This window comes from Nocardia sp. BMG51109 (genome assembly GCF_000526215.1).
Taxonomy (GTDB): domain Bacteria; phylum Actinomycetota; class Actinomycetes; order Mycobacteriales; family Mycobacteriaceae; genus Nocardia.
In genome coordinates, this window is the sequence record NZ_JAFQ01000004.1 from 7,795,902 (window position 1) to 7,817,328 (window position 21,427).

Genomic DNA, 21,427 nt, shown 5'->3' on the forward strand with positions numbered 1-21,427 from the left:
GGTCGAGCGTAGAAAACCGGAGGCAGACGCCGCGCGGCCAGTCACTCTGGTTGCCCTGCTGGCCCCCAGATGCGGACTGCTTCAGACACCCGCAGTTGGCGAACCTCCCGACGCTTGGATTCCGAGACATAGAGAGCCTCACGTGTGCCGAGCATATTCGCAAAATCTTCTTTGTAGATGAGCCGCTGATGAAAACCCAAGGTACGCAGGGAGTTCAGCACGCGAGTGACGTCGTCCACGTCGCGATGGTCGGTCGTGTAGACACAGATCAGGTTGCCGCTGGTACGGGCATCCGACTCCGGTCCGAGTTGGCCGGCGAGAGTGGCGTCGCCGATTATCTGCCAGGAGTAGGCCAGCACAGCTGGTTCAGGAAACAACATCCACTTGCCTCCCCAGCTGCCGTATCGGCCACCCGGCTGCCATACCGACAACCAGCGCCGGTCAGGTTGAAGTCGACCAGGTCCAGCAAGACCGTTCTTCTCCGCCATGCGGCCCACCGTAAATCCGGCACACGCCGACATAACGCATTGGCTCGCCACCCGTTGCAGTGACCGAACGGTATTCAGCAGCTTCGACCAGCTGATCGACTACTTGCCGATGTTGCTGACCATGACCGCCCAGAAGGCTCCGAGAACTCAACGCCCGGCCGGGCACGACGAAACACTTGTGCCAGGATGCCGAGTCTTATATAGAAGGTCTATCGCCTGAACCTGTAAGACCACACCGGCGGCCCGCTCACGGCTCGGACTGGGCGTCGGGGGGAACGCTCCGGACGAAGGGACGCGCGGATGGTCGACATGTCATGCCCGAGCTGTGACCGGGCGGACTGGGTACAAAGCATTCCGGCGCTGCACGCGACTGGGGTGTCCACCGTTTCCGGTACCGACCGATATTCCGGGGGCGGGGTTTCTCCCACGGGCCCGATACCGGTCGTGGGCACCTCGGTGGTCAATCGGACAACCATTACGACTTTGGCGCACGCGACGATGCCTGCACCATCGCAGGTGTCAACCGGAGGGCCGATAGTACTCGGGGCCTGCCTGTCGATGCCGACGCTGCTGTGGCTGACGGCAATGGGTGCCGTAGTGGTCGGGAAGGTCAACGCCGATGACTCCTCGATCGGCTCCATCATCGGAACCACCCTCGTCGCGCTGGTGTTCGCCGCGATCGGGGCAGTGCCATCGGCGATTGCCTTCGTGGAAGCCGCGAGCCGTACCCGCCGCAACCGCGAAGTGCAGCGGGGCCGCGGTGCCGCAGAGGCGGCGTGGGACCGTGGGTGCTACTGCCACCGCTGCCACGTCTGCTTCTGGCCCATCTCTCCGGTCCCCGGAGTGTCGGCCCGGTACCCGTTCTCGCCCATCGAATTCCGGTGGGTGGTATGGAACATCGGCGGCTACGCCCGCTCCTTCAACGCGGCATAGCCCAGCCGCCGCGCGGCAGGGTATGAAACTCATGGTCACAACGCGAAATCGGCTTCGATCACCAGCTGACCACCCGAAAACCGCAGTTCGCGGCCGTTCCCATGTTCACAGTGCCCCGCCGGGGGCACCAGTCCACGTCGCGTTTGCGCAGGTCAAAGCGGATCTGCAACAGACCGGCGCCGTCGGGGTTCAGAAACCCGCAGGTTATGCGTCGCAGGTTCACGCCCTCGGGGGGTGCTGACAGCTAACACCGCAGGTCAACGAGCTGAGATGGTCCGGCTCGGCGCGAGCCGAATACTCCTAACGCAACCTACACCGTTCAACACTCCCGGCTCCCGAGCCCGGACTTGGATTAACCTGGCGGCGAACGGCATTGGCGAGCCCGACGACCGCACCGCTGTGGTCGGCCACAGCCTCGGTCATGTCGGGGCGCTGTGAGACAGCCCTGTTCGCATGAGCAGCGGCGGTCGGCATACTGCAGGAGTCACGTACGTTCATACTGCAGGAGTCACGTACGTTGCTGTGGCATCCTTCACGGCTCGCGATCCTTGGCTCGAGCTGGGAAGAAGCGCGAGGGTCTGATGAGCAGGGAGCTCCTGCAGATCCTGGTGCACGAGGCGGCGGGCGTGGTCGACGAACTCGGCGAGGGTGTTGCGGCCGTGCCCGGCGGCGATAACGTGTTCAGCTCCGCTGAAGAGGTCGCCCAAGCCGAGCCGGCGGTGGCGTCTCCCATGCGCCGATCCCGCCGTCACTCGACTTCAGCAGGCGGCCGCCGCATGGTCTGTACGGCTGTGCCGACCCAGGGTCGGCGTGAAGGTGGCCGTTCGCGCCGTGACCGTGTCAGACGAATCCGAGCAGACAGGCCGGCGGCGTCCGGCCCCTTGTCTTGTCCGGCCTTTCTCGTCCACCGAATACGACCAGGGCAATTCCTGCCGATCAAGTGATCGTTATTCCCGCAACCGCGCTGTGCAACCGCGGTGTCGCCGATGTGTGCATAGCCGTATGTGACGGACTGAAGGGCCTGCCGGACGCGTTCAACACCGTCGGACTGGTCTGTTTCGCGAGGTGTGGGGCGCGCGCTCCGCGACCCACGCAGGAGTGGTTGCGGCGCAAGGATGTTGGGGATCGGCGGCGGCACCGACGCGGCGGCAGGCCCGGTGATCCGCCCGGACTCGCGCCGGTTGTAACGCCGCACTGCCCGGCTCGATAGAGAAGGTACGAGATACTTGTCAGTGACCTGTATGTCGCGTATTATCTTGATTCAGTCGATGATAAGTTGGCTGACATGGGGGAACTCTACGGGGGAGTTCTTGGATAGTCACTGAGTTGGCTTTGTTGATCTCAGTCCAGCTGCCGTGACCTAATTTTGCGCGCAATGTCGCGTGCTTGCATTGTCATGAGCCGATTTCGGTGGTCGATATAACAATGCTCGGCCTGCACAATACGGCCCTTCGGGCCGACGAGTTCTATTTTCTATCCTGCATATCGAGGAGCTGATAGATGTTCACTCGCATCGACCATCATGGAATTTCCTGCCGTAATAGGGCGGCGCCCATCCGGACAGCCGCATGGCGTAACTGAACACCGGTGGTGCGCGGCCGCATCGGGGAGTTCGCGCACTGCCGTCTCATCAAGAATCAGCAAGCTGCATTCGCGCAGCACCAGCTGAGAACACAGCGCCGGTCGTACGACACCGGCTGGGTACGGTCGCGTCAATGACCTGACCAGCTGTGGAGCAGCGGTGCCGAAGTTCAGCGTCGATGCCGGGCGTCGTATCGAAGACCAATAAGGAAAAGATATCCAGGGGGATATGGCATGTCGACAATTGAGCGATATGTGGGAGTTCATAACGCGCTCGGCGCTAAGATAGCCGAGCGAGCGGGTTTCGAGGGGATCTGGCTCAGTGGGTTGGAAATCTCGGCAAGCCAGTGCGTGCCGGATGCGGATTTGATCACACTGACCCAGCAGCTCGAAATTCTGCGTCCGGTAATTCGGGCGACCAGTCTACCCATTCTGGTGGATTGTGACGCAGGCTATGGAAATTCGACCAATGCCAGGTTGGCGGCCCGATATCACTATGAGGCGGGCGCGGCCGGCGTATGTATAGAGGACAAGCCGTTTCCGAAGATGAACAGCTTCGTCAATAGACGTCAGTCGATACTCGATCCGCGCGATTTCGCGGCCAAGATATCGGCGGCTCGCGATGCGGTCGACGAGCCGGCATTTCAGGTGGTGGCCAGGACCGAGGCACTGGTGGTCGGTGAATCGGTCGAGTCCGCGCTCACCCGCGCCGAGATCTACCGTAAGGCAGGCGCCGACGCGATCCTCGTGCACGATCGGTCGAAGTCGGACGAGAGCATCCGTGATTTCGCGCAGCGCTGGGCATACGACACCCCGTTGATCGCGGTGCCGACGACCTACTACTCGACCACGGCGTCCCAGCTGCGGTCCTACGGGTACGCGCGGGTGATCTATGCGAATCATGGTCTGCGCGCGGCGATCCGGGCGGTCGAGTCGGTCTTCGGCCGGATCATCCGGGACGGCGGCACCCATGCGGTCGAGCCGGACATCGCCGGCATCGAGGACATCTTCGACCTGCAGGAGCTGGACGAACTACACCGGTTGGAAGAGCGTGCGAAGCGCAAGGTCCGGGAGTTGAGGTGACCGTTCATCCCGGCGAGCTACTGCGCACGCTGACCGACGCGGGCTGCATCCAGGTGGTCTACGTGCCGTGCAGCACTCTCGCGCCACTGATCAATCAGGCCGAACGGCATCCATCGGTGCAAACGACCTTGGCCAACAACGAGGGTGAGGCCGTTGCCATCGCGACCGGGCTGACGCTGTCCGGCGCGCGGGTCTGCGTGATGTTGCAGAACTCCGGGTTGGGCAACACCGTCAACCCGCTGACCTCACTGGCGACTCTCGTCGACGCACCGCTCATCCTGGTGATCGGCTATCGCGGCAAGCCGGGTACGGTCGACGAACCACAGCATCGACTGATGGGCAGTGCGACCGTCCCCATGCTCGCGGCCATGGGCATCGAGTCGATCGTGCTCGATTGCGAGGTCACCGAGTCCGACCTGGCACTTGTCACGTTCGCCGGCGCCGGGATCACTGCGGTATTGGTCGGCGGTGGTGCGCTGGAACCCATACTCGCCGAGCAAACACGTTATGCCGCAGCACATCTCGACCGCGACGAGGCGATCGCTACAGTCTGCGCGACCTGCGGTGACAATGACGTCATCATCGGTTCCACGGGTTATATCGGGCGAAGTCTGTCCGATGCCGTGGCCGGGCTCCGGCCGAGCTTTTCGATGGTCGGCTCGATGGGCTGTGCGTCGAGCCTCAGCCTCGGCATCGCGGCGATCGCGACCGACCGCAAGGTGGTCGTGCTCGACGGCGACGGTGCACTGCTGATGCGCCTGGAGGCGATGGCGACGATCGGTGCACGCCGACCGGCGAATCTCGTGCACATCGTGCTGAACAACGGCTGTCACGCGTCCACCGGTGCGCAAGGCAGCTACGGCCTCGACGTCGACATCCCCGCGATCGCGCTCGCCTGCCGCTACCGCCATGCCGAAAGCGTCACGACCACAGACACATTGCGAACCGCACTCACCGCCGCCTTGCATGCGGACGGTCCGCACCTGGTGGAGGTACGCATCGCGGAAAGCACGGCGGTGCCGCCGCGACCGGCCATGGGACCCGCGCAGGAGTGGGCGAAACTCAGAAAGGAACTGTGCCCCGATGTCGATAGCTGACGTGCAGTTCGGCTTGTTCAACCCCGGCCCGGTGCTCACCGACCCCGGGACGCGCGAGGCCGCGGTAAGACTCGATATCTGCCATCGCAGTGCGCAATTCACCGCGCTGCTCGGGCAGGTACGAGCGAGCCTAGCCGCGCTGTGTGAGATTCCCACCGCCGAAGCCGTGCTGCTTCCCGGATCGGCAACCTGCGCACTGGAATCGGTGTTCGCCACGGCGGCACAGTCGCCCCCTCGCCCGTCCCGCTTCCTCACGATCGTCAACGGCGTCTACGGCGAGCGGCTTCACGAACTCGCCCAAGCGTACGGTGCCGAATCCCATGCATTCATCGCCGGATTCGGTGGACAACTCGACCTTCCGGAAATCGAGCAACTCATCGCCCGGTGGCAGCCCGACGTGGTGAGCGTCGTGCATCACGAGACGAGCACCGGGATGCTGAACGACGTCGGCACAATAGCCGAGGCGGCCGACCAGGCAGGTGCCACCATGATCATCGACGCGGTGAGCAGCATCGGCGCCGAGAAGATCCCGGTCTCGGGGCCGGACGCATTCATCGTCGGCACCGCGAACAAATGTATCGAGGGGCTGCCCGGATTGGGTTTCGTGCTGGCGGGCGCGTCGGCACTGGCTCGATTGCGGCGAGACTCGATGCCGCTGACGCTGAACCTGGCGAAGCACTTCGACGCCCAACGCGCCGGATCGGTACTGTTCACACCGCCGACCAATATCGTTGCGGCGCTGGAGCACGCGCTGACGCTGCTGCACAAGGAAACCGTCGCGGCACGCGGCGCACGCTATCAGCAGATCCTTGACGAGATCACCGAGCACTTGGCCGGCCTGCACATGCCGAGATTGGTCCCACCGGGACAGTCGGGCTCGTCGCTGGCCGCCTACCGGCTGCCCGAGGGGCGCTCTTTCGAGGAACTGAACCAGTGGTGCGCCGATCGGAAGGTGCAGGTCTATCACGGCCAAGGGCCCACCACCACAACGCATCTGCGGCTGTCCTCGATGGGGCAGCTGACGCCGGCGCACGTGGCCCGGCTGCTCGACGCGCTAACCGAATTCGTCACGGGCGGTACGGCATGAGGTATCGACTGGCCATCGTCGGCGGCGGACCACGCACGACCTACGCCCTGTCCGACCTTCTGGCGTTGATCGATTGTGGCCTGCCCGCCGACGCGCTCACCATCGAGGTATTCGAGGCGATGGGCGAATTCGGCGCCGGACGGGTCTACAGCGCCGCCCTGCCGCCATATCTGGAGATGAATCGACTCTCGGATCAGATCGCGCTGTATCCGCAGCTGCGCAGTCTCGCACCGCAGAATGGCGATGCCACCGGGGTGCCGTCCGTCTTCCACGACTGGGTGGAGCGGATGACATCGCAGCGGCTCGGCGCGTTCTTTCCGCCGCGTCGCCTGCATGGGCTCGCACTGCGCGAGACCTTCGAATCCGTTGCGGCACTACTGCGGAACCGGGGGGTCGAACTCGCCTTACACCGGCACTCGGTCGAGACGATCGACGCCGATGGCTCGCACCCAATAGTCTGTGCGGCCGGGCAGGAATTCGTCGCTGACGAAGTGCTGCTCTCGGTCGGTCACGGTCTCGTCGACGGTCGTTCCTACACCGCGGCGTGGGCGGACGCGGAGTCCGCCGGGACCGTCGTGGTCCGTGGTCAAGGACTGACTGCGCTGGACGCGGTGCTGGTGCTCACCGAGGGCCGCGGCGGAATCTTCGACGACACCGATTGTTTCGCGCGAACGTACCGACCGTCGGGCCGGGAGCCACGATCGATCCGATTGTGCGGCGGTAGGACTCACTTGGATTGGCCGCGGCCGTACCACCGCGCGGAGCACCCGTTCGCGGGCCTGACCGGCTTACCCGCGCCACGGGTCGACGTACTCCGCGACGCACCGGCCGAGGCTGCAGAACGTATTTCGGCCTGGCTGGCGGCCTCCGTGGCCGACGTTATCGCGGAAGTCTGCGCACTGCCGTACGCGGCGCGGCCGATCGTCGAACACAACACGACCGCCCTCGTCAGACGCGCGGTACAGGTCTGCGGCTCGCTCGATGACATCCTGGACTCCCAGGCGACGCAGCGGGCCAGAACCGTGCTCGGTGCCTTGGCGCCGTGGGGTATCGACCCGGCACCCACACTCTTCGCCTCACCGCAGGTGCTGGCCGCCGCAGTGCAAGGCGTGCCGCGCGATCCGGTGGTCACCGCGGTGGAATTCGTGCTGCGGGAACGCCGTGACCAGTTGTCAGCACTGGTGCAATCGTTGCCGCCGCAGCACCGGGTGGCCGTGACCGAGCGGGTCCTGCCCTCGATCAACAGCTTCGTCAATGGACCGTCGCCGCGCGTCTACGCCAAGATGCTGACGCTGGCTCGGGCCGGGCGGCTCGAGTTCGGCGCTGATTCCACTGCGGAACAATCGGATTCGCACACCGTGCTCGAGGCGTACATTCCGCGTGCTTATCTTGCCGATACCGGCACGTTGCTCGGTCGGCTGGCCGAGCGCGGCTACGTGTCCACCGGCATCCGGCTCGGCGCCGGGCAGCGGCGCGAGGACCGGATCGCGGTGGATGCCGCCATGCGGGTCGTCGCCGGTGATGGCTTGCGGCGCAACCTGTTCGCGGTCGGCGCCTACGTCGACGACGGCGCACTGCTGCAAGCGTCGGCGTTGCGCCCCGGCACCGGACACCAGGTCGCTCGCGAAGTGCGGTCCTGGTCACAGGGTTTCAGCCGCCGAATTACTGGATATGCCCAGGTCACCGACCTCGGGCTCGAGGGATTGTCGGCCATCGCATGAGTATTCGCGTCCTGCCGCGCGCACGCCGACGCACGAGTGAGCCAACCGCGGACACAGCGGAAGTATCAGGGGGGAGCACAGTGTTCGAGACGACGACGAAGGCACGCCCGGAGAAGTCCGGCACAGCGGAAGTCGTCCAGGCTGCGAATCTCGATTCACTCACCGGCCTGCGGGGACTTTCCGCCCTGTTGGTATTCGTCTTCCATTTCACCACCTTCCAGCTGGCCTTCGACGGGGCGGGCAAGCTCGCGTTCGCGACCATCGACCGGCCGCGCTTTCTGGATATGAGCGGGAACTTCGCGGTGTCGAGCTTCTTCATTCTCAGCGGATTCGTGTTGACCTGGTCGACCAGACCGGACACCTCGCTGGCGAACTTCTACGCCAAACGCATCGGCAAGCTGTATCCGGTCTATCTGGTGACGAGCCTGGCGGCAGGTGCGGCGATCGTGTTGCTCGGCATGCCGCTCTCGGGCTGGAATGTGTTGACGCACTTGACCCTGACGCAGTCGTGGGTGCCGTGGCAAGAGATCTATATGGGGCTCAACCCCGTCACCTGGTCGCTGAGTACCGAGCTGTTCTTCTATCTGCTGTTCCCGATCGCGTTGCTGGCCTTGCGTCGCGCGAGCACCGGGGTGATCTGGCTCGTCTCCGGCGTGACCGTCGCACTGGCCTTTCTGACACCGTTTTACGTGCGGGCCTTTATCGACGTGGCGGGTGCCGACGCGCATATCAGGTTTTTCAGTACCGGTCACATCGGCGGCGAGGCGACCTTCTGGTTCACCATGGCGTTTCCGCCGTACCGGTTCCTGGAATTCCTGCTCGGCATTTGCGCCGCCGTGCTGATTCTGCGCGGCCGGATGCCGCGCATCCGGTCCGCGGCGGCCTGGACAATCGTGGTCGCCTGCTACGCGCTCGGCACTCTCGCGCCAGGGCCGCTGCAGCGCGCCGCCGCCGGCCTGGTGCCGCTCACCTTGCTGGTGATCGCGCTGGCGCAAGCCGATCTCGGCGCCAAGCCCTCGTTTCTGCGCTCGCGAATCATGGTGTGGCTGGGGAAACTCTCCTACGGCATGTACGCGGTGCAGTTGCTCATATTCATGCCGACCTGTCCCTTCCTGCTGAAGGCAGTGTCGCGCTGGTTGGAGATCCCGCTCGCCGATACCTACGAGCCCATCATCCGAATTCCGGTGATGCTTTTCTACTTCGTGGTCGTCGTCGCGGTCTCCGTGCCCATTTACAAGCTGGTCGAGGTGCCTGCCTACGACTACGCCAAGAAATTGTTTCGAAACCGCCCGTCGGCAGCGTGCTTCGACGGAGTCAGCGGTCAAGGCAAGTGAGAGAAGGGATCGGATATGACGTCAGTCGGATCCGTGGAATCGATCGAGACCCTGGCCGAATGGCTGCGGGAACGCGCGGAGTTCTATCTCGACAAGCCGGCCGGCAGCATCAATGTCCGGCGCAGCCTCGCCGACTACGGCGTCGACTCGGTCTATGCGATGAGCCTGGTCAGCGACCTGGAGGACCGGTTCGAACAGGAGATCAGCCTCGGCGCAGTGGCCGGCGCGCGCACCCTGCTGCAGCTCGCCGAAGTGGTGTTGGGGTTGGTCGAGCGATGACCTGGCTGCTCGGGGTCGGTGACAGCCTCATGCTCGGTGCCGAGGTGCCATCGGCCGCGGGCGGCACCGGCTCGCCACTGGTCAGCCGGGTGGCGGCCAAACTACGGATAGGTCAGGTGGCGCACGGTGTGCGTGCCGAGCGCGGCGCGACCGCCAACCGGCTGCTCGAGCTCACCGGCGACGTCGGAGCGTTTGGTGTGATGCTGGTCAGCGCGGGCGTCAACGACGCGTACGCGGGCACCGAACCGGTGATCGTCGCGGAGTGGATGGCGACATTCCTGGCCCGGTTCGCGCCGCACGGCCAAGTGGTGGTGATCGGTGTCCCGCCGATCGCGCCAACCGCCCGGCTGTCCCGGATCCGCAGGCGCAACCTCGGTGCCCGTCTGACGACGTTGAACGAGCTGTATCCGGCGCTGTGCGCGGACGCCGCCGCGTCGTTCTTCGACCCGGCGCGGCTGGGCGACGCCGAGGACCCGGCCCTGTGGTGCGCCGACGGACTGCATCTGTCCGAACCGGGCTACGACCGGCTCACGAGTGAGCTCGTGAGATTCCTGCGAGAGAAATGACCATGGGATGGAACTCAGATCTGCGGCGTTCGAGGACGCCGTAAGCAACGGTGACAGAACAGCATTACTGCGCGCACTCGACGAGCACGTCGTCTTCCGCAGCCCGGTGATGGAGAAGCCGTACCACGGCGCCGACCAAGTCGGCCAGCTGGTGGACGCACTGACCGAATCGCTGGCGGAGTTCCGCTACACCGCGAAGTTCCGGGCGGCGTCGGACACCGAAAACGTTGCGCCCGAGGCGGAAATCCTCGTCTTCGAGGCGCGGGTCGGTGGTAAGGCGTTGACCGGAATCGACCTGCTGACTTTTGACGCGGCAGGCGCGATCACCGAATTGACCGTGCTGGTGCGGCCGTTGCCCGCCGCGATGACGTTGGCGCGGGTGGTCGGCGCCAAGATGCTCGAACTGGAGAGTCGGACGTGACTGTATTGCCACGGGCCACCGAGGTGGCCGCCGCCTTCGCCGAGGCCGTCGGTGATCCCTTCGAACCGGACGGCCCGCTGAGCTACCGCGCCATCGTCGCCGGCGAACGGGCCGACAGCCTGCCGCCCGGTGCCGTCGAGCTGGTCGAGGACGCGGGTTTCCCGCGCTGGATGGTGCCGTTGCAGGCCGGCGGCTCGCTGGACAATCTGGAAACGGTGATCCGGCTGACCCGGGTACTCGCCGCCAGGAACCTCACCCTCGCGGTCAAATACGGATCCTCGTTTCTCGGGGCGAACCCGGTCTGGCTGTGGGGGTCGGCGGCGCAAAAGCAGCTCCTGGCACAAGGACTGCTGAACGGCGACCTGGCCGCCTTCGGCGTTTCGGAGCGTGCGCACGGCAGCGACCTGCGCGCCACCGAGACCGCGGTGACACCGACGCCCGACGGCCTCGTGCTGACCGGCGAGAAGTGGCCGATCGGCAACGCCACGGCGGGCCGGTTCATGACCGCCTTCGCCCGTTCGGATCGCAACGCATACTCCCTGGTCCTCGTGGACAAGCACCGCATCGACCAGTCGACGATCAGCAATCTGCCGGTTGTAACAACCGTCGGCCTGCGCGGCCACGATCTGAGCGGCATCACCTTCACCGAGACGATCCTGCCGCGCGACGCTTACCTCGGCGCACCGGGGCTCGGGTTGGTGCAGGTGCTCAAAGCCTTGCAGATCACCCGCACCGCGATCGGCGGGCTGTCGCTCGGCACCATGGACGCCGTCCTACGGATCGGCATGCGATACGCAGCCGAGCGGGTGCTCTACGGTGCACCGATCAGCGAGATCGCGGCTGTCCGTGAGCATTTGGTGACGGCACACCTCGACCTGGTGATCGCCGAGTGCACGGCGCTGCCGGTGGCGCGGGCACTGAGCGTGTGCCCAGGTCAGCTCAGTATGTGGTCGTCGGTGGTGAAGTATCTGGTGCCGGTGCTCGGCGAGGAGGTCATCGGCTCGATGCACCGGGTGCTCGCGGCGCGCAGCTATCTGACGGACGGATTCGCCGACGGCATCCTGCCGAAGCTGCGGCGTGACCACGACATCGCGAGCATCTTCGAGGGCACTACCCACGTCAACCTGCACAATATCGCGAGCCAGCTGCCGCTCTATCGGCCCGAGAACACCGACGCGGACATGGCCGAGTACCTGTTCGATCTCGACCGGGCGGTGCCGGTGTGGGCGCCGCGCGGCGCCGACCTCACGCTGACCAACGAGGGCACCGACATCATCACCGCACAGTGGCCCGCGCTGGTCCGCGATGCGACAGCAGACCGGGCCGGCCTCGACCCGGCCGCACAGGCCGGGCTGCTGACTGCGGTGCAAGCGATCGACCGAGCGCGAAAGCTGTTCTATGACAAGGAAGCTCGCCACGTCGCGGCCGACTCGACAGCAGGGTTTGCCGCGGCCGCCCGCCATGCGCTGTTCTACGCCGCCTGCTCGATCCTCGGCATCTGGGCGGCCCCGGGTACCGCGGAAGACCCGACGCGGCAGGCGATGCTGGCGCTGGCGCTGAACCGGGTGGCCGATCGCCTGCGGGTCGACCACGAGTATCCGGGCTCGCTGACCACCGTGCTGTGGGCCGAGATGACCGCTGCGGCGGGCCGCGACCTCGGCTCGTTCACGGTACTGAAATAGAAACAAAGGGGGCGTGATGCACGACCGATCATTCATCGCCGACTGGTATGCCGAGCTAGGCGATAAACGCACCGAGACGGTGACCTTCTACCGCTATCTGCGAGACGGAAGAGTCTCTCGGACAAGAACTTTCGCCGAGTTTGATCGGGGCGCACGACATGTCGCCGGGCACCTGCGCGAGCTGGCCGAACCGGGCGAGACGGTGATACTGGCATACCCGCAGGGGCTCGAATTCATCGAGGCGCTGCTGGCCTGCATGTACCTTCGGCTGGTCGCCGTGCCGGTGCCGACACCGGATCTCGATCCACGGGCCTTCGCCCGAGTGGTCCGGATCGTCGACGACACCGAGGCCCGATTCGTGCTGACCGACGAGGCCACCAGCGATTCGCTGGCCACCTGGCGCTCGATCGTCGGGCCGGGCGGTGCGGCGCTCGAGGTAGTTGCGTCCGACGTCTTCGCCGCGGCGAAGACGTACACGGGGGAACCGCTCTCCACCCCGGATGACGTTGCGGTACTGCAATATACGTCCGGATCGACCTCCGCCCCGAAAGGAGTGATGGTGACCCAGCGCAATATCGCCGACAACGTGGCCAAGATCCGGGGGGTGATCACGTCCAGCCCTGCCGATTTCGGTGTCAGCTGGATTCCGCACTTCCACGACATGGGCCTGATCGGTCTGCTGCTGCACCCGCTGGGCACCGGCTTCTCCACGGCCTACATGTCGGCCAAGGACTTCGTCCGAGTGCCGCGGCGCTGGCTGGAGCTGATGACCGAACACCGTGCCACCCTGACGGTATCGCCGAACTTCGGCTACGAGCTGGCGGCCAAGCGGGTGGGCAGCACCGGCGGGCTCGATCTGTCGACGTTGCGTGCCGCATTGAACGGTGCCGAGCCGGTGCGCGCGGGCACGATGGAGTTGATGCGCGAGCGCTTCGCGCCGGTCGGCTTCGATCCCATCGCCTGGGTGCCGTGCTACGGAATGGCCGAGGCGACGCTGCTGATCACCGGATGCCCGAGCGAGACCATGCCCACCGTGCGGTCTTTCGACCTCGACCGGCTGGCCACCGAGGGCATCGCCTGCCCGGTGCGGGCCACCGAGCCGGCCAGGATTCTGGTCTCGGTCGGGCCGATCGACGAGCACGAGGTGATCATCGCGCGCGTCGCGGACCACACCCCCGCGCCAGAGGGCGTGGTGGGCGAGATCTGGGCTCGAAATGCCAGCGTCGCCAGGGGATATCGCGGTGACGACGAGCTGACCGCGACCACCTTCCACGCCTACACCGCCGACGGACGCGGCCCGTTCCTGCGGACCGGCGATCTCGGCTTCGCGCTGGCGGGCGAGCTGTACGTCACGGGAAGGCTCAAGGACATCCTGGTGATCAACGGGCGCAACGTGGACGCGATCGACATCGAAGGCGCGGCGCTGGAATGCGTGCCGTGGGCGACCGGCGCGGCCGCGTTCGCCTTCACCGGCGACGACCGCGCGGAGCAGGCCGTGCTCACGGTCGAACTGTTCAACGCGGGCACCGGCCCGGTCGGCTTGACCGATCTGGCCGCCGAGGTATCGGCTCACGTGAACGGCCAGCACCAACTCGGCGCGCTCGGCGTGGTATTCGCCGAGTTCGGCGCGCTGCCGCGCACCACGAGTGGCAAGGTCCGCCGCGCCGAGGCCAGGACGAAGTGGCTCACCGGAGCGCTACCCGTGCTGCACGAGAACACCGCGGCCGCCGACATCCGATTGCGCGGTGCCCAACTGCTTTCCGCAAGCGCGACATCGTGATCCGGCCCGCAGCCACCTTCCGAACAACGATCAGGAACGCCATGACATCCGAACAGCAACACCTCGTCGCGCCCGAAAAAGCCAGTGGGGAACGCCGATTCAGTGACGTACCCAGCCGGACTCACCGCTTCTTCAAGTACATCGCGATGGGCCCGGCGCTGCGCGCCATCGGTCACCTCCAGGTGTACGGCGTGGAGAACATCCCGCACAGCGGCGGCATGATCCTGGCGAGCAACCATCGATCGCCGATCGATCCGCTCTACATCTCGCTCGCTTCGCCGCGTCCGGTGTACTTCTTCGCCAAGTCCGAATACTGGGGCGGCAGGGGGCTCGTGGGGCGGGTGAAGAAGTGGTTCTTCGACAATCAGAATCAGATCGCCACCGACCGCAGCGGCGGTGACGCCGGGCGAACCGCGATCGACACCGCCGCGGAGGTGATTCGCAGCGGCTGCCTGTGGGCGGTGTTCCCGGAGGGAACCCGCACTCCGGACGGTCGAATGTACAAAGGACACACCGGGATTGCCCGGGTGGCTGCTGTCACCGGGGTGCCGGTGCTGCCCGTATCGATCACCGGCACCGACACCATCGACCTGACCAGCCCCAAGTTCTTCCTGCCGACCGAAGTGACGATCAGTTTCGGCACACCGATCGACCCGGTCCCCGCGCCGGCCGACGGTGCCGACTACGACTGGCTGCGCTCGTTCACCGACGCCACCATGCGGTCGCTGGCCGCGTTCAGCGGTCAGGAGTACGTGGACCGCTACTCGAAGGACTTTTCCGTCGTCGGGGGTGAACAGCGGTGAGGGTCTGCGTGATCGGCAGCGGCCTGTTCGGCATCGCGGCCGTCCTGAAACTTCAAGAGGACAAGGACTTACAGGTCAGCTGGATATCCGAGGACACCGAGGCCGGCGGGCTGTGGTGGGAGAGCTCGCGGGCGGGGCGGGTCTACAGCGCGCTCTACATGATCACCTCGCGGAACCGATCCGGCTTCTCGGCCCACCCGATCGAGCCGGGCGAGCGGGACCGCTACCTGCATCACCTGGAATACCGTAGTTACCTGGCGAAGTGCGCGGACCTGTGCACCGACGCCGAACGGGTGTGGGGCGTGCGGGTCACCGCGGTGGTGCCGCACGGCCACCGATGGCGGGTCGAGGGAACACGCACGGCCGGTAATGATTTCGCCGCCGAGTTCGACCAGGTAGTCTCCGCCTGCGGGCACTACCGGGTGCCGCGCTGCGAGATCCCGGTGACGGGCGAGCCGCGGTACGAGGTGCTGCATTCGGCCGACTACCGCAACGGCCGGGACTACCTCGACCGTTCGGTGCTGGTGGTCGGCGCGGGACCGTCCGCGGTCGACATCGCCTGCGATCTGGTGCCTTACGCGTCCGAGGTCGACATCAGCATCCGGCGCGGCAAGTGGATCGCGCCGAAGAGCTTCTTCGGCAAGCCCGTCGATCCGTCCGACGGCGGCGTGATCCTGAAGCTCATCCCGGCACGGCTGCGCACGATGGTCGCGCGCACCGCGGTGCGGATGATGGTCGGCCGCTACGATTGGCTCGGTCTCGACGAACCGGATCACGATCTGTTCGACCAAGTCCCCACGCCCAGTGACTATCTCGTGCCGATGCTGAGCCACCGCAGGCTGACGCGCCGACCGGGCGTCACCGCGCTGCACGACACCGAGGTGGAATTCGACGACGGCACCCGGCGTCGGTACGACGTGGTGCTCGCCGCCACCGGCTACCGGGCCGACACCTCACACCTGCCGGACAGTGTGCGGCAGACCATCGAGCACGACCGGCTGTTCCTGGATGTGGCCGATGCCGAAGCGCCCGGCCTCTATCTACTGAACCAGACCCGCTGCAAGGGCGGCGCAGCGGGCTGTGCGGAGCTGCAGGCCGAGGTCGTGCACCGGATGATCACCGGCGACATCCAGGTCGGAAAGCACCCGCAGGCCGACAATCCGAGCCGCGTTGCGGGCCGGCCACTGCGGGTGGTGCCGCCGCCGAAGTATCGGCGGCGCACCGAAGAACACGTCGGACAGCGCGAGGCCGGAGCGTTCGTCCTGGCTCGCGTGACGGGAGGAAAGCGATGAACGGCGGATTGCTCGACGGTCTGCGCATCGTCGTCACTGGGGCCAACCGTGGGCTCGGTGCGGCGCTGGTGGCCGACGCACGGAAGGCGGGTGCGCAGGTGGTCGGCACCTACCGCGTCGAGCCGCCCGCAGGCCCGAGCGAAGTGCACTGGGTACGCATGGATCTCGGCGTGGACGATGCGGTCGAACGCGGCTTCGCCGAGGCGGCCGAACGGCTCGGCGGTATCGATGCCGTGGTGGCCAACGCGGGAGTCAGCTACAACTCGCTGCTCGCGGCTGCCGATATGAGAGATGTCGAGAGCAGCCTGCTCGTCAATGTCGGCGGTTATGTGCGCACCCTCAAATATGCGGTGCCGCACCTGCGTTCGGCCGACGGCGGTTCGGTGGTCGCGGTCTCGTCGGTGATGGCCGGCGGTGGTATGCCCGGTGCCGGCGTGTATTCGGGCACCAAGGCTGCGATCGAGGCGATCACTCGCACCGCTGCCGCTGAGCTGGCCCGGTTCGGGGTCCGCGTCAACGCGGTCGCGCCCGGCTTCTTCGACACCGGCATGGGCCGGGCGGTGATGGACGACACGCGGATGTTCGAGCGCTACTCCTCCCGAATCCCGATGCGCCGCTTCGGTTCCGCCGATGAGCTGAGTTCGGCGGTGCAATTCTTGCTCTCGCCGATGTCGACCTACGTCACCGGTGCGGTGCTCGGCGTCGATGGCGGTGTGCGGCTGTGAACGTCAGTATCCAACGCCCCCTGGACGGGGTGCGAGTGGTGGAATTCGCCGGGCTCGGCCCCGCGCCGTTCGCGGCGATGCTCCTCGCCGACCTCGGCGCCGATGTGGTTCGGATCGAGCGGCCGGGCCGATTCGACGTGGTCGGATCCCCGGAGCTGGATCCGTTCGTCGACGAGAAGCGTATTGTCCGTCTCGATCTGAAGGACGTGTCCGATCGGATTACCGCGACCGAGCTGATCGCGCGGGCCGATGTGCTGATCGAAGGCTATCGGCCCGGCGTGCTCGAGCGGCTCGGTCTCGGCCCTGACGACTGCCTCACCCGCAATCCATCGCTGGTGTATGCGCGGGTCACCGGTTGGCCCAGTGGGACGCCCGGTGCCGAGCTACCCGGCCACGACATCAACTTCCTGGCCGACCTGGGCATACTGGATATGATCGGCACTGCGGGACAACCGATTCCGCCGCTGAACCTGGTCGCCGATTTCGGCGGCGCAGGCATGGCTCTGGTCACCGGAATCCTCGCCAGGCTCTACACCGTGTCGCGCACCGGCGGTGGCGTCCTGGAGAGTTCGTTGCTGGAGGGCGCCGGTTATTTGGCGGCCATGCTCTGTGGACAGCTGGCGGACGACGCCATCGGTGCCCGCGGCGGCAACCTGCTCGACGGTGGTGCGCCGTTCTATCGCGCCTACCGCTGCCAGGACGAGCGATGGCTCGCGGTCGGCGCGATCGAACCGAAATTCTGGGTGAACTTCCTCGACGGCATTGGTTTGCCGCACCTGGCCGAGCTGCAGCTGGATCGGCAGCGCTGGCCGGTCACCGGTGCCAGGATCGCGGCTCGGATCGCAGAGCTGAGCAGTACCCGGTGGCGCGAGCGATTCGACGGCGTCGAGGCCTGCGTGACCGTGTGCCGCACCTTCGAGGAGGCCGTGCGCGATACGCCGCACCTGTTCTACAAGAGCGGCGGTCACAGCAGGCCCAGCCGGCCGGTCCGGTTCGCGGGCCAACCGGCCGACGCGATCGGCCCGGGTACGGAATGCATTGCTGCGCAGGTTCTTTCGTCATGGAATGCGGATCGCGGCGCATATGCGAGGGAGAAGTAGATGGCTGTCGGAATCGTGGCGATGTCCGGGTACGTCCCGTCGCGGGAAATCGCCGCCACGGACATCGCGGAATGGACCGGTGCAGACGCGCAGCGCATCATCGAGCGCACCGGCGTCGGTCTTCGGCGTTATGCCGCGCCGGGCCAGGCCACCTCGGATCTCGCCGTGCGGGCCGTGCGCGGCTTGCCGGACTTCGACCCGGCGACCATCCGCTACCTTATCGTCGCCACCTCGACGCCGGATCAGCCGCAGCCATCCACCGCCGCGATCGTGCAGGGAAAGCTGGGCCTGGAAGGGGTCCCGGCTTTCGACGTGAACGCCGTCTGCACCGGATTCCTCTACGCACTGGTCATCGGTAGCCGACTGCTCGACGCGGGCGACGACGACGGCATGGTCCTGATGGTCGGCGCCGATCGATACTCGGGCATCGTCGATCGGACAGACTGGCGCACCTGTGCGTTGTTCGGCGACGGGGCGGGGGCGGTGCTGCTCGGGCAGGTGCCGGACGGTTTCGGCATTCGCGGGCACACGCTCACCGCACACGGCAGCCATCGGGACCTGGTCGGCGTGGCCGCGGGCGGTTCTGCGCGCCCGACCACCGGAGACGAACTGGCGGCGGGCGCCGACCGGTTCCGGATGCAGGGTCGGCCGGTGAAGGAGTACGCGCTGGACGCGCTGCCGGAAGTGGTCGACTCGGCCTTGGCGCTGAGCGGTCTCGAGGTCGGCGACGTGCACCGCGCCTTCCTGCACCAGGGCAATGTCCGGCTGGTGGAGGCGTGCGCGGATGTGCTGAAGCTGTCGCGCGACCGGGTGCCGATCACCGCCGACCGATTCGGCAACACCGCGGCGGCATCGATCCCGTTGACCATGGTCGCCGATCGGGACGACACCGCGTTCGCCCGTGGCGAGCATTATCTACTCGCCGGCATCGGCGGGGGCATGACGGCCGGGGCCGTCGTCGCGACTTGGTATTGAGCACAACAGATATCGAAAATTGAGGTACGGGGATGAAATTCAAGGATCCCATCAAGACGACCCTGCCACTCATCCTGCTGGCATTGGCGACCGAGATGGTCATATCCATCGGGGAGAAGAAGGATCGGCAGGAATATCTGAAGGATGTCGGCGCGTCGGTCCTCACCGGCGGCACGGCCCTGGCGCCGTCGACCGCGATGAAGGCGCTGGCGACGGTGCCGTACATGTATCTGTATGAGCATGTGGCACCGAAGAAAAGGAAGATGAACAAGTTCGGTGAATGGCTGGTGTTGTTCGTCGCCGTCGATCTCGGCGTATACGTTTTTCACCGGTCGTCGCATGCGGTGCGCGTGCTCTGGGCCGGGCATCAGGTGCACCACTCGAGCGAGTACCTGAACATCTCCACGGCGTTTCGCCGGAAATGGGCGTTGTGGTTCGACAAGATCATCTGGTTGCCGTTGCCGCTGGCCGGTTTTCATCCCGCGGTGATCTATTTCGTGCACGCGTTTCATCTGGTGTACGGCGCTTTCGCGCACAGCGAGAAGATCGGCACACTGCCCAAGCCGGTGGAGGCCGTGCTGGTGACCCCGTCGCATCATCGGGTACATCACGGCACGCAGCAGCAGTACATCGACAAGAACTTCGGCAGCATCCTGATCCTGTGGGACCGGCTGTTCGGGACATTCGTTCCGGAGGGTGAGCAGCCGGTCTATGGTCTGACGAAGCAGGTGGGCACGTTCAACCTCTGGGAACTGCAGACGTACGAGTTCAAGAACATGATCGCGGACGTGCGATCCGCCAAGAACCGGCGGGAAGCACTCATGTACGTATTCGGCAGGCCGGGCTGGCGGCCTCCTGTAGCATAGCGGCGGTCAGGCGGGGTTCGGTCACCTTGGTCCAAAGGGGCGGAGTAGATGGACATTCGGAAGAGAGTGGCGGCGGAACGAGAGCTCAATCCGTGGGCGATGCTCAGCTCGCTCTGTGTCGGATTCTTTCTCATTCTGGTCGACGCGACGATCGTCGCGGTCGCTCAGCCGAACATTCAGCAGAGTCTCGGCGCCGACCTGAACGGTGTCGTCTGGGTTTCCAGTGCCTATCTGCTCGCCTATGTCTGCCCGCTGCTGATTTCCGGTCGCCTCGGCGACAGTTACGGTCCGAAGCAGATCTATCAGCTCGGTCTGTTGATTTTCACCGTGGCCAGTCTGCTGTGTGCATTGGCGCTGTCGATCGAAATGCTGATCGTCGCGCGCATTGTGCAAGGTGTCGGCGCGGCATTGCTGACACCGCAGACGATGACGTTGATCAACCGGGTGTTCCCGCAGGAAAAGCGCGGCGCGGCAATGGGATTGTGGGGTGCGACGCTCGGGCTCGGCACGCTGGCTGGGCCGCTGCTCGGCGGGCTGATCACCGGCCTGCTCGGCTGGCGCTGGATCTTCTATCTCAACCTGCCGCTCGGTGCCGTGGCGCTGCTGATGGCCTGGCGGTTCGTGCCGGATCTGCCCCGGCGTCGGCACCGGTTCGACTCGGTCAGCGTGGTGCTCTCCACCGTCGGTGTCGCGTCGTTCGTCTTCGCGGTACACACCGGCAATCAACGTCATTGGCCGGTGTGGATCTGGCTGCTCATGGGTTTCGGCGTCGTCATGATCGCATATCTGGCGATTCGTCAACGCTCGCTTGCGGATCCGTTGATTCCACTGTCGCTGTTCCGTGATCGCAACTTCACCGTGTGCACGATCGCCGCGCTGTGCCTCGGCTTCGCGACGGTGGCGATGCTGACCCCGCAGATGTTCTATCTGCAGCTCGTCGGCGGCATGACACCCATCCAGGCAGCGCTCGTCTCGACGCCGATGGCCGTGCTGGCCGTTGGGCTTTCGCCGGTTGTCGGGCGCGTGGTCGACAAGGTGCATCCACGGTACGTACTCGGCACCGGGTTCTTCCTTTTCGCCACGGCGATCCTGCTGTTCGCCGCGATCGCGAAGCCGGGGACTCCGGTCTGGCAGTTGCTCGTGGTATCGGTGCTGGCGGGTATGGCGAGTTCGTGCATCTTCGGACCGCTGAGCGCAACGGCGACAAGACATTTGCCGTCCGTCGCGGCGGGCGCGGCGTCGAGTATGTACAACACGGTGCGGCAGCTGGGTGGAGTACTCGGAAGCGCGGCTATCGCAGCGTCGATCCAGATGGGGGTTTCCGCGGAGCTGGCCGCTCGGATCGGTACCGCGGAACGTCGCGGCGCCGAACCGTTGACGCCGCCGCTGCGCTCCGAACTCGCCGAGGTGATGAGCCATGCCCTGCTGCTGCCCGCCGGCGCGTTCATCGTGGCGACGGTGCTGGCCATCGCATTACACGGGCGGGAGCAGGCGGCCGCGGCGCATGCCACCGAGCGTGCCGACGCGGTGGACGTCGTGGCGGGCTGATCGACCGGGCTCCGGTATGCGACATCGGGCCCGGGGCGACGAGGTGTTTGCGTGCCCGCGGGTGTG

General features: G+C 65.8%; 19 protein-coding genes and 2 pseudogenes. 20 read left to right on the plus strand and 1 reads right to left on the minus strand.

Annotated elements, in window-relative coordinates; translation table 11 throughout:
• Positions 1-41: 41 nt before the first annotated feature.
• The gene (locus tag D892_RS44295; protein WP_198037080.1) at positions 42-488 is read right to left on the minus strand and encodes a putative phosphothreonine lyase domain-containg protein; all 447 of its coding nucleotides are present in this window, start codon (positions 486-488) and stop codon (positions 42-44) included.
• 444 nt (positions 489-932) lie between these two features.
• Here D892_RS44295 and D892_RS0136680 point away from each other — a divergent pair, with 444 nt between their 5' ends.
• The 20 genes and pseudogenes from D892_RS0136680 (at position 933) to D892_RS0136765 (ending at position 21,361) form a co-directional block, all read left to right on the plus strand.
• Positions 933-1,421, plus strand: coding sequence for a hypothetical protein (locus tag D892_RS0136680; RefSeq protein ID WP_156959856.1), 489 nt, complete (start codon positions 933-935; stop codon positions 1,419-1,421).
• Between the two features lie 563 nt (positions 1,422-1,984).
• Positions 1,985-2,184, plus strand: a pseudogene (locus tag D892_RS49895) (alcohol dehydrogenase catalytic domain-containing protein); the annotation flags it as partial.
• A 195-nt stretch (positions 2,185-2,379) separates the two neighbouring features.
• Positions 2,380-2,466, plus strand: a pseudogene (locus D892_RS49010) (transposase); the annotation flags it as partial.
• 770 nt (positions 2,467-3,236) lie between these two features.
• Entirely contained in the window at positions 3,237-4,085 is an 849-nt protein-coding gene (locus D892_RS44665; protein ID WP_036567744.1) for an isocitrate lyase/phosphoenolpyruvate mutase family protein, read from the plus strand.
• Positions 4,082-5,182 carry a phosphonopyruvate decarboxylase gene (aepY, locus tag D892_RS0136690; RefSeq protein ID WP_024806026.1) on the plus strand — a complete coding sequence of 367 codons (1,101 nt, stop codon included), beginning with the start codon at positions 4,082-4,084 and terminating at the stop codon, positions 5,180-5,182. The genes D892_RS44665 and aepY overlap by 4 nt, the downstream gene beginning before the upstream one ends.
• Entirely contained in the window at positions 5,169-6,269 is a 1,101-nt protein-coding gene (locus D892_RS0136695) for an alanine--glyoxylate aminotransferase family protein (RefSeq protein ID WP_198037082.1), read from the plus strand. Before aepY ends, D892_RS0136695 begins: the two co-directional genes overlap by 14 nt.
• The gene (locus tag D892_RS0136700; RefSeq protein WP_024806028.1) at positions 6,266-7,990 is read left to right on the plus strand and encodes an FAD/NAD(P)-binding protein; all 1,725 of its coding nucleotides are present in this window, start codon (positions 6,266-6,268) and stop codon (positions 7,988-7,990) included. Before D892_RS0136695 ends, D892_RS0136700 begins: the two co-directional genes overlap by 4 nt.
• Positions 7,991-8,070: 80 nt before the next feature.
• Complete coding sequence (locus D892_RS0136705) at positions 8,071-9,324, plus strand: acyltransferase (protein WP_024806029.1); 1,254 nt, start codon at positions 8,071-8,073, stop codon at positions 9,322-9,324.
• 15 nt (positions 9,325-9,339) lie between these two features.
• A complete protein-coding gene (locus tag D892_RS0136710; protein WP_024806030.1) occupies positions 9,340-9,603 on the plus strand; it encodes an acyl carrier protein in 264 nt (87 codons plus the stop codon).
• The gene (locus D892_RS0136715) at positions 9,600-10,169 is read left to right on the plus strand and encodes an SGNH/GDSL hydrolase family protein (protein ID WP_024806031.1); all 570 of its coding nucleotides are present in this window, start codon (positions 9,600-9,602) and stop codon (positions 10,167-10,169) included. The genes D892_RS0136710 and D892_RS0136715 overlap by 4 nt, the downstream gene beginning before the upstream one ends.
• Positions 10,170-10,176: 7 nt before the next feature.
• Positions 10,177-10,590, plus strand: coding sequence for a nuclear transport factor 2 family protein (locus D892_RS0136720; RefSeq protein WP_024806032.1), 414 nt, complete (start codon positions 10,177-10,179; stop codon positions 10,588-10,590).
• A complete protein-coding gene (locus D892_RS0136725; RefSeq protein ID WP_156959857.1) occupies positions 10,587-12,272 on the plus strand; it encodes an acyl-CoA dehydrogenase family protein in 1,686 nt (561 codons plus the stop codon). Before D892_RS0136720 ends, D892_RS0136725 begins: the two co-directional genes overlap by 4 nt.
• Before the next feature lie 16 nt (positions 12,273-12,288).
• The gene (locus tag D892_RS0136730; RefSeq protein WP_024806034.1) at positions 12,289-14,052 is read left to right on the plus strand and encodes a fatty acyl-AMP ligase; all 1,764 of its coding nucleotides are present in this window, start codon (positions 12,289-12,291) and stop codon (positions 14,050-14,052) included.
• Between the two features lie 41 nt (positions 14,053-14,093).
• A complete protein-coding gene (locus tag D892_RS45945) occupies positions 14,094-14,855 on the plus strand; it encodes a 1-acyl-sn-glycerol-3-phosphate acyltransferase (protein ID WP_024806035.1) in 762 nt (253 codons plus the stop codon).
• Complete coding sequence (locus D892_RS0136740) at positions 14,852-16,147, plus strand: NAD(P)/FAD-dependent oxidoreductase (protein ID WP_024806036.1); 1,296 nt, start codon at positions 14,852-14,854, stop codon at positions 16,145-16,147. The genes D892_RS45945 and D892_RS0136740 overlap by 4 nt, the downstream gene beginning before the upstream one ends.
• On the plus strand, positions 16,144-16,872 hold the full coding sequence (locus D892_RS0136745; RefSeq protein WP_024806037.1) for an SDR family NAD(P)-dependent oxidoreductase: 729 nt from the start codon (positions 16,144-16,146) through the stop codon (positions 16,870-16,872). Before D892_RS0136740 ends, D892_RS0136745 begins: the two co-directional genes overlap by 4 nt.
• A complete protein-coding gene (locus D892_RS0136750) occupies positions 16,869-17,972 on the plus strand; it encodes a CaiB/BaiF CoA-transferase family protein (RefSeq protein WP_024806038.1) in 1,104 nt (367 codons plus the stop codon). The genes D892_RS0136745 and D892_RS0136750 overlap by 4 nt, the downstream gene beginning before the upstream one ends.
• On the plus strand, positions 17,973-18,947 hold the full coding sequence (locus D892_RS0136755) for a 3-oxoacyl-ACP synthase III family protein (RefSeq protein WP_024806039.1): 975 nt from the start codon (positions 17,973-17,975) through the stop codon (positions 18,945-18,947).
• Positions 18,948-18,979: 32 nt separating this feature from the next.
• Positions 18,980-19,813 (plus strand): sterol desaturase family protein, encoded by an 834-nt coding sequence (locus D892_RS43065; protein WP_036567753.1) that lies wholly within the window; start codon positions 18,980-18,982, stop codon positions 19,811-19,813.
• A gap of 48 nt (positions 19,814-19,861) precedes the next feature.
• Entirely contained in the window at positions 19,862-21,361 is a 1,500-nt protein-coding gene (locus tag D892_RS0136765) for a DHA2 family efflux MFS transporter permease subunit (RefSeq protein ID WP_024806040.1), read from the plus strand.
• The last annotated feature ends 66 nt before the right edge of the window (positions 21,362-21,427 follow it).

Excerpts from the sequence above, each read along its gene's own strand:
- D892_RS0136710 (WP_024806030.1), top strand. The coding sequence starts at position 9,340 with ATGACGTCAGTCGGATCCGTGGAATCGATCGAGACCCTGGCCGAATGG.
- D892_RS45945 (WP_024806035.1), top strand. The coding sequence starts at position 14,094 with ATGACATCCGAACAGCAACACCTCGTCGCGCCCGAAAAAGCCAGTGGG.
- D892_RS44665 (WP_036567744.1), top strand. The coding sequence starts at position 3,237 with ATGTCGACAATTGAGCGATATGTGGGAGTTCATAACGCGCTCGGCGCT.
- D892_RS0136695 (WP_198037082.1), top strand. The coding sequence starts at position 5,169 with ATGTCGATAGCTGACGTGCAGTTCGGCTTGTTCAACCCCGGCCCGGTG.
- D892_RS0136720 (WP_024806032.1), top strand. The coding sequence starts at position 10,177 with ATGGAACTCAGATCTGCGGCGTTCGAGGACGCCGTAAGCAACGGTGAC.
- D892_RS44295 (WP_198037080.1), bottom strand. The coding sequence starts at position 488 with ATGGCGGAGAAGAACGGTCTTGCTGGACCTGGTCGACTTCAACCTGAC.
- D892_RS0136715 (WP_024806031.1), top strand. The coding sequence starts at position 9,600 with ATGACCTGGCTGCTCGGGGTCGGTGACAGCCTCATGCTCGGTGCCGAG.
- D892_RS0136755 (WP_024806039.1), top strand. The coding sequence starts at position 17,973 with ATGGCTGTCGGAATCGTGGCGATGTCCGGGTACGTCCCGTCGCGGGAA.
- D892_RS43065 (WP_036567753.1), top strand. The coding sequence starts at position 18,980 with ATGAAATTCAAGGATCCCATCAAGACGACCCTGCCACTCATCCTGCTG.
- D892_RS0136765 (WP_024806040.1), top strand. The coding sequence starts at position 19,862 with ATGGACATTCGGAAGAGAGTGGCGGCGGAACGAGAGCTCAATCCGTGG.
- D892_RS0136745 (WP_024806037.1), top strand. The coding sequence starts at position 16,144 with ATGAACGGCGGATTGCTCGACGGTCTGCGCATCGTCGTCACTGGGGCC.
- D892_RS0136700 (WP_024806028.1), top strand. The coding sequence starts at position 6,266 with ATGAGGTATCGACTGGCCATCGTCGGCGGCGGACCACGCACGACCTAC.
- D892_RS0136730 (WP_024806034.1), top strand. The coding sequence starts at position 12,289 with ATGCACGACCGATCATTCATCGCCGACTGGTATGCCGAGCTAGGCGAT.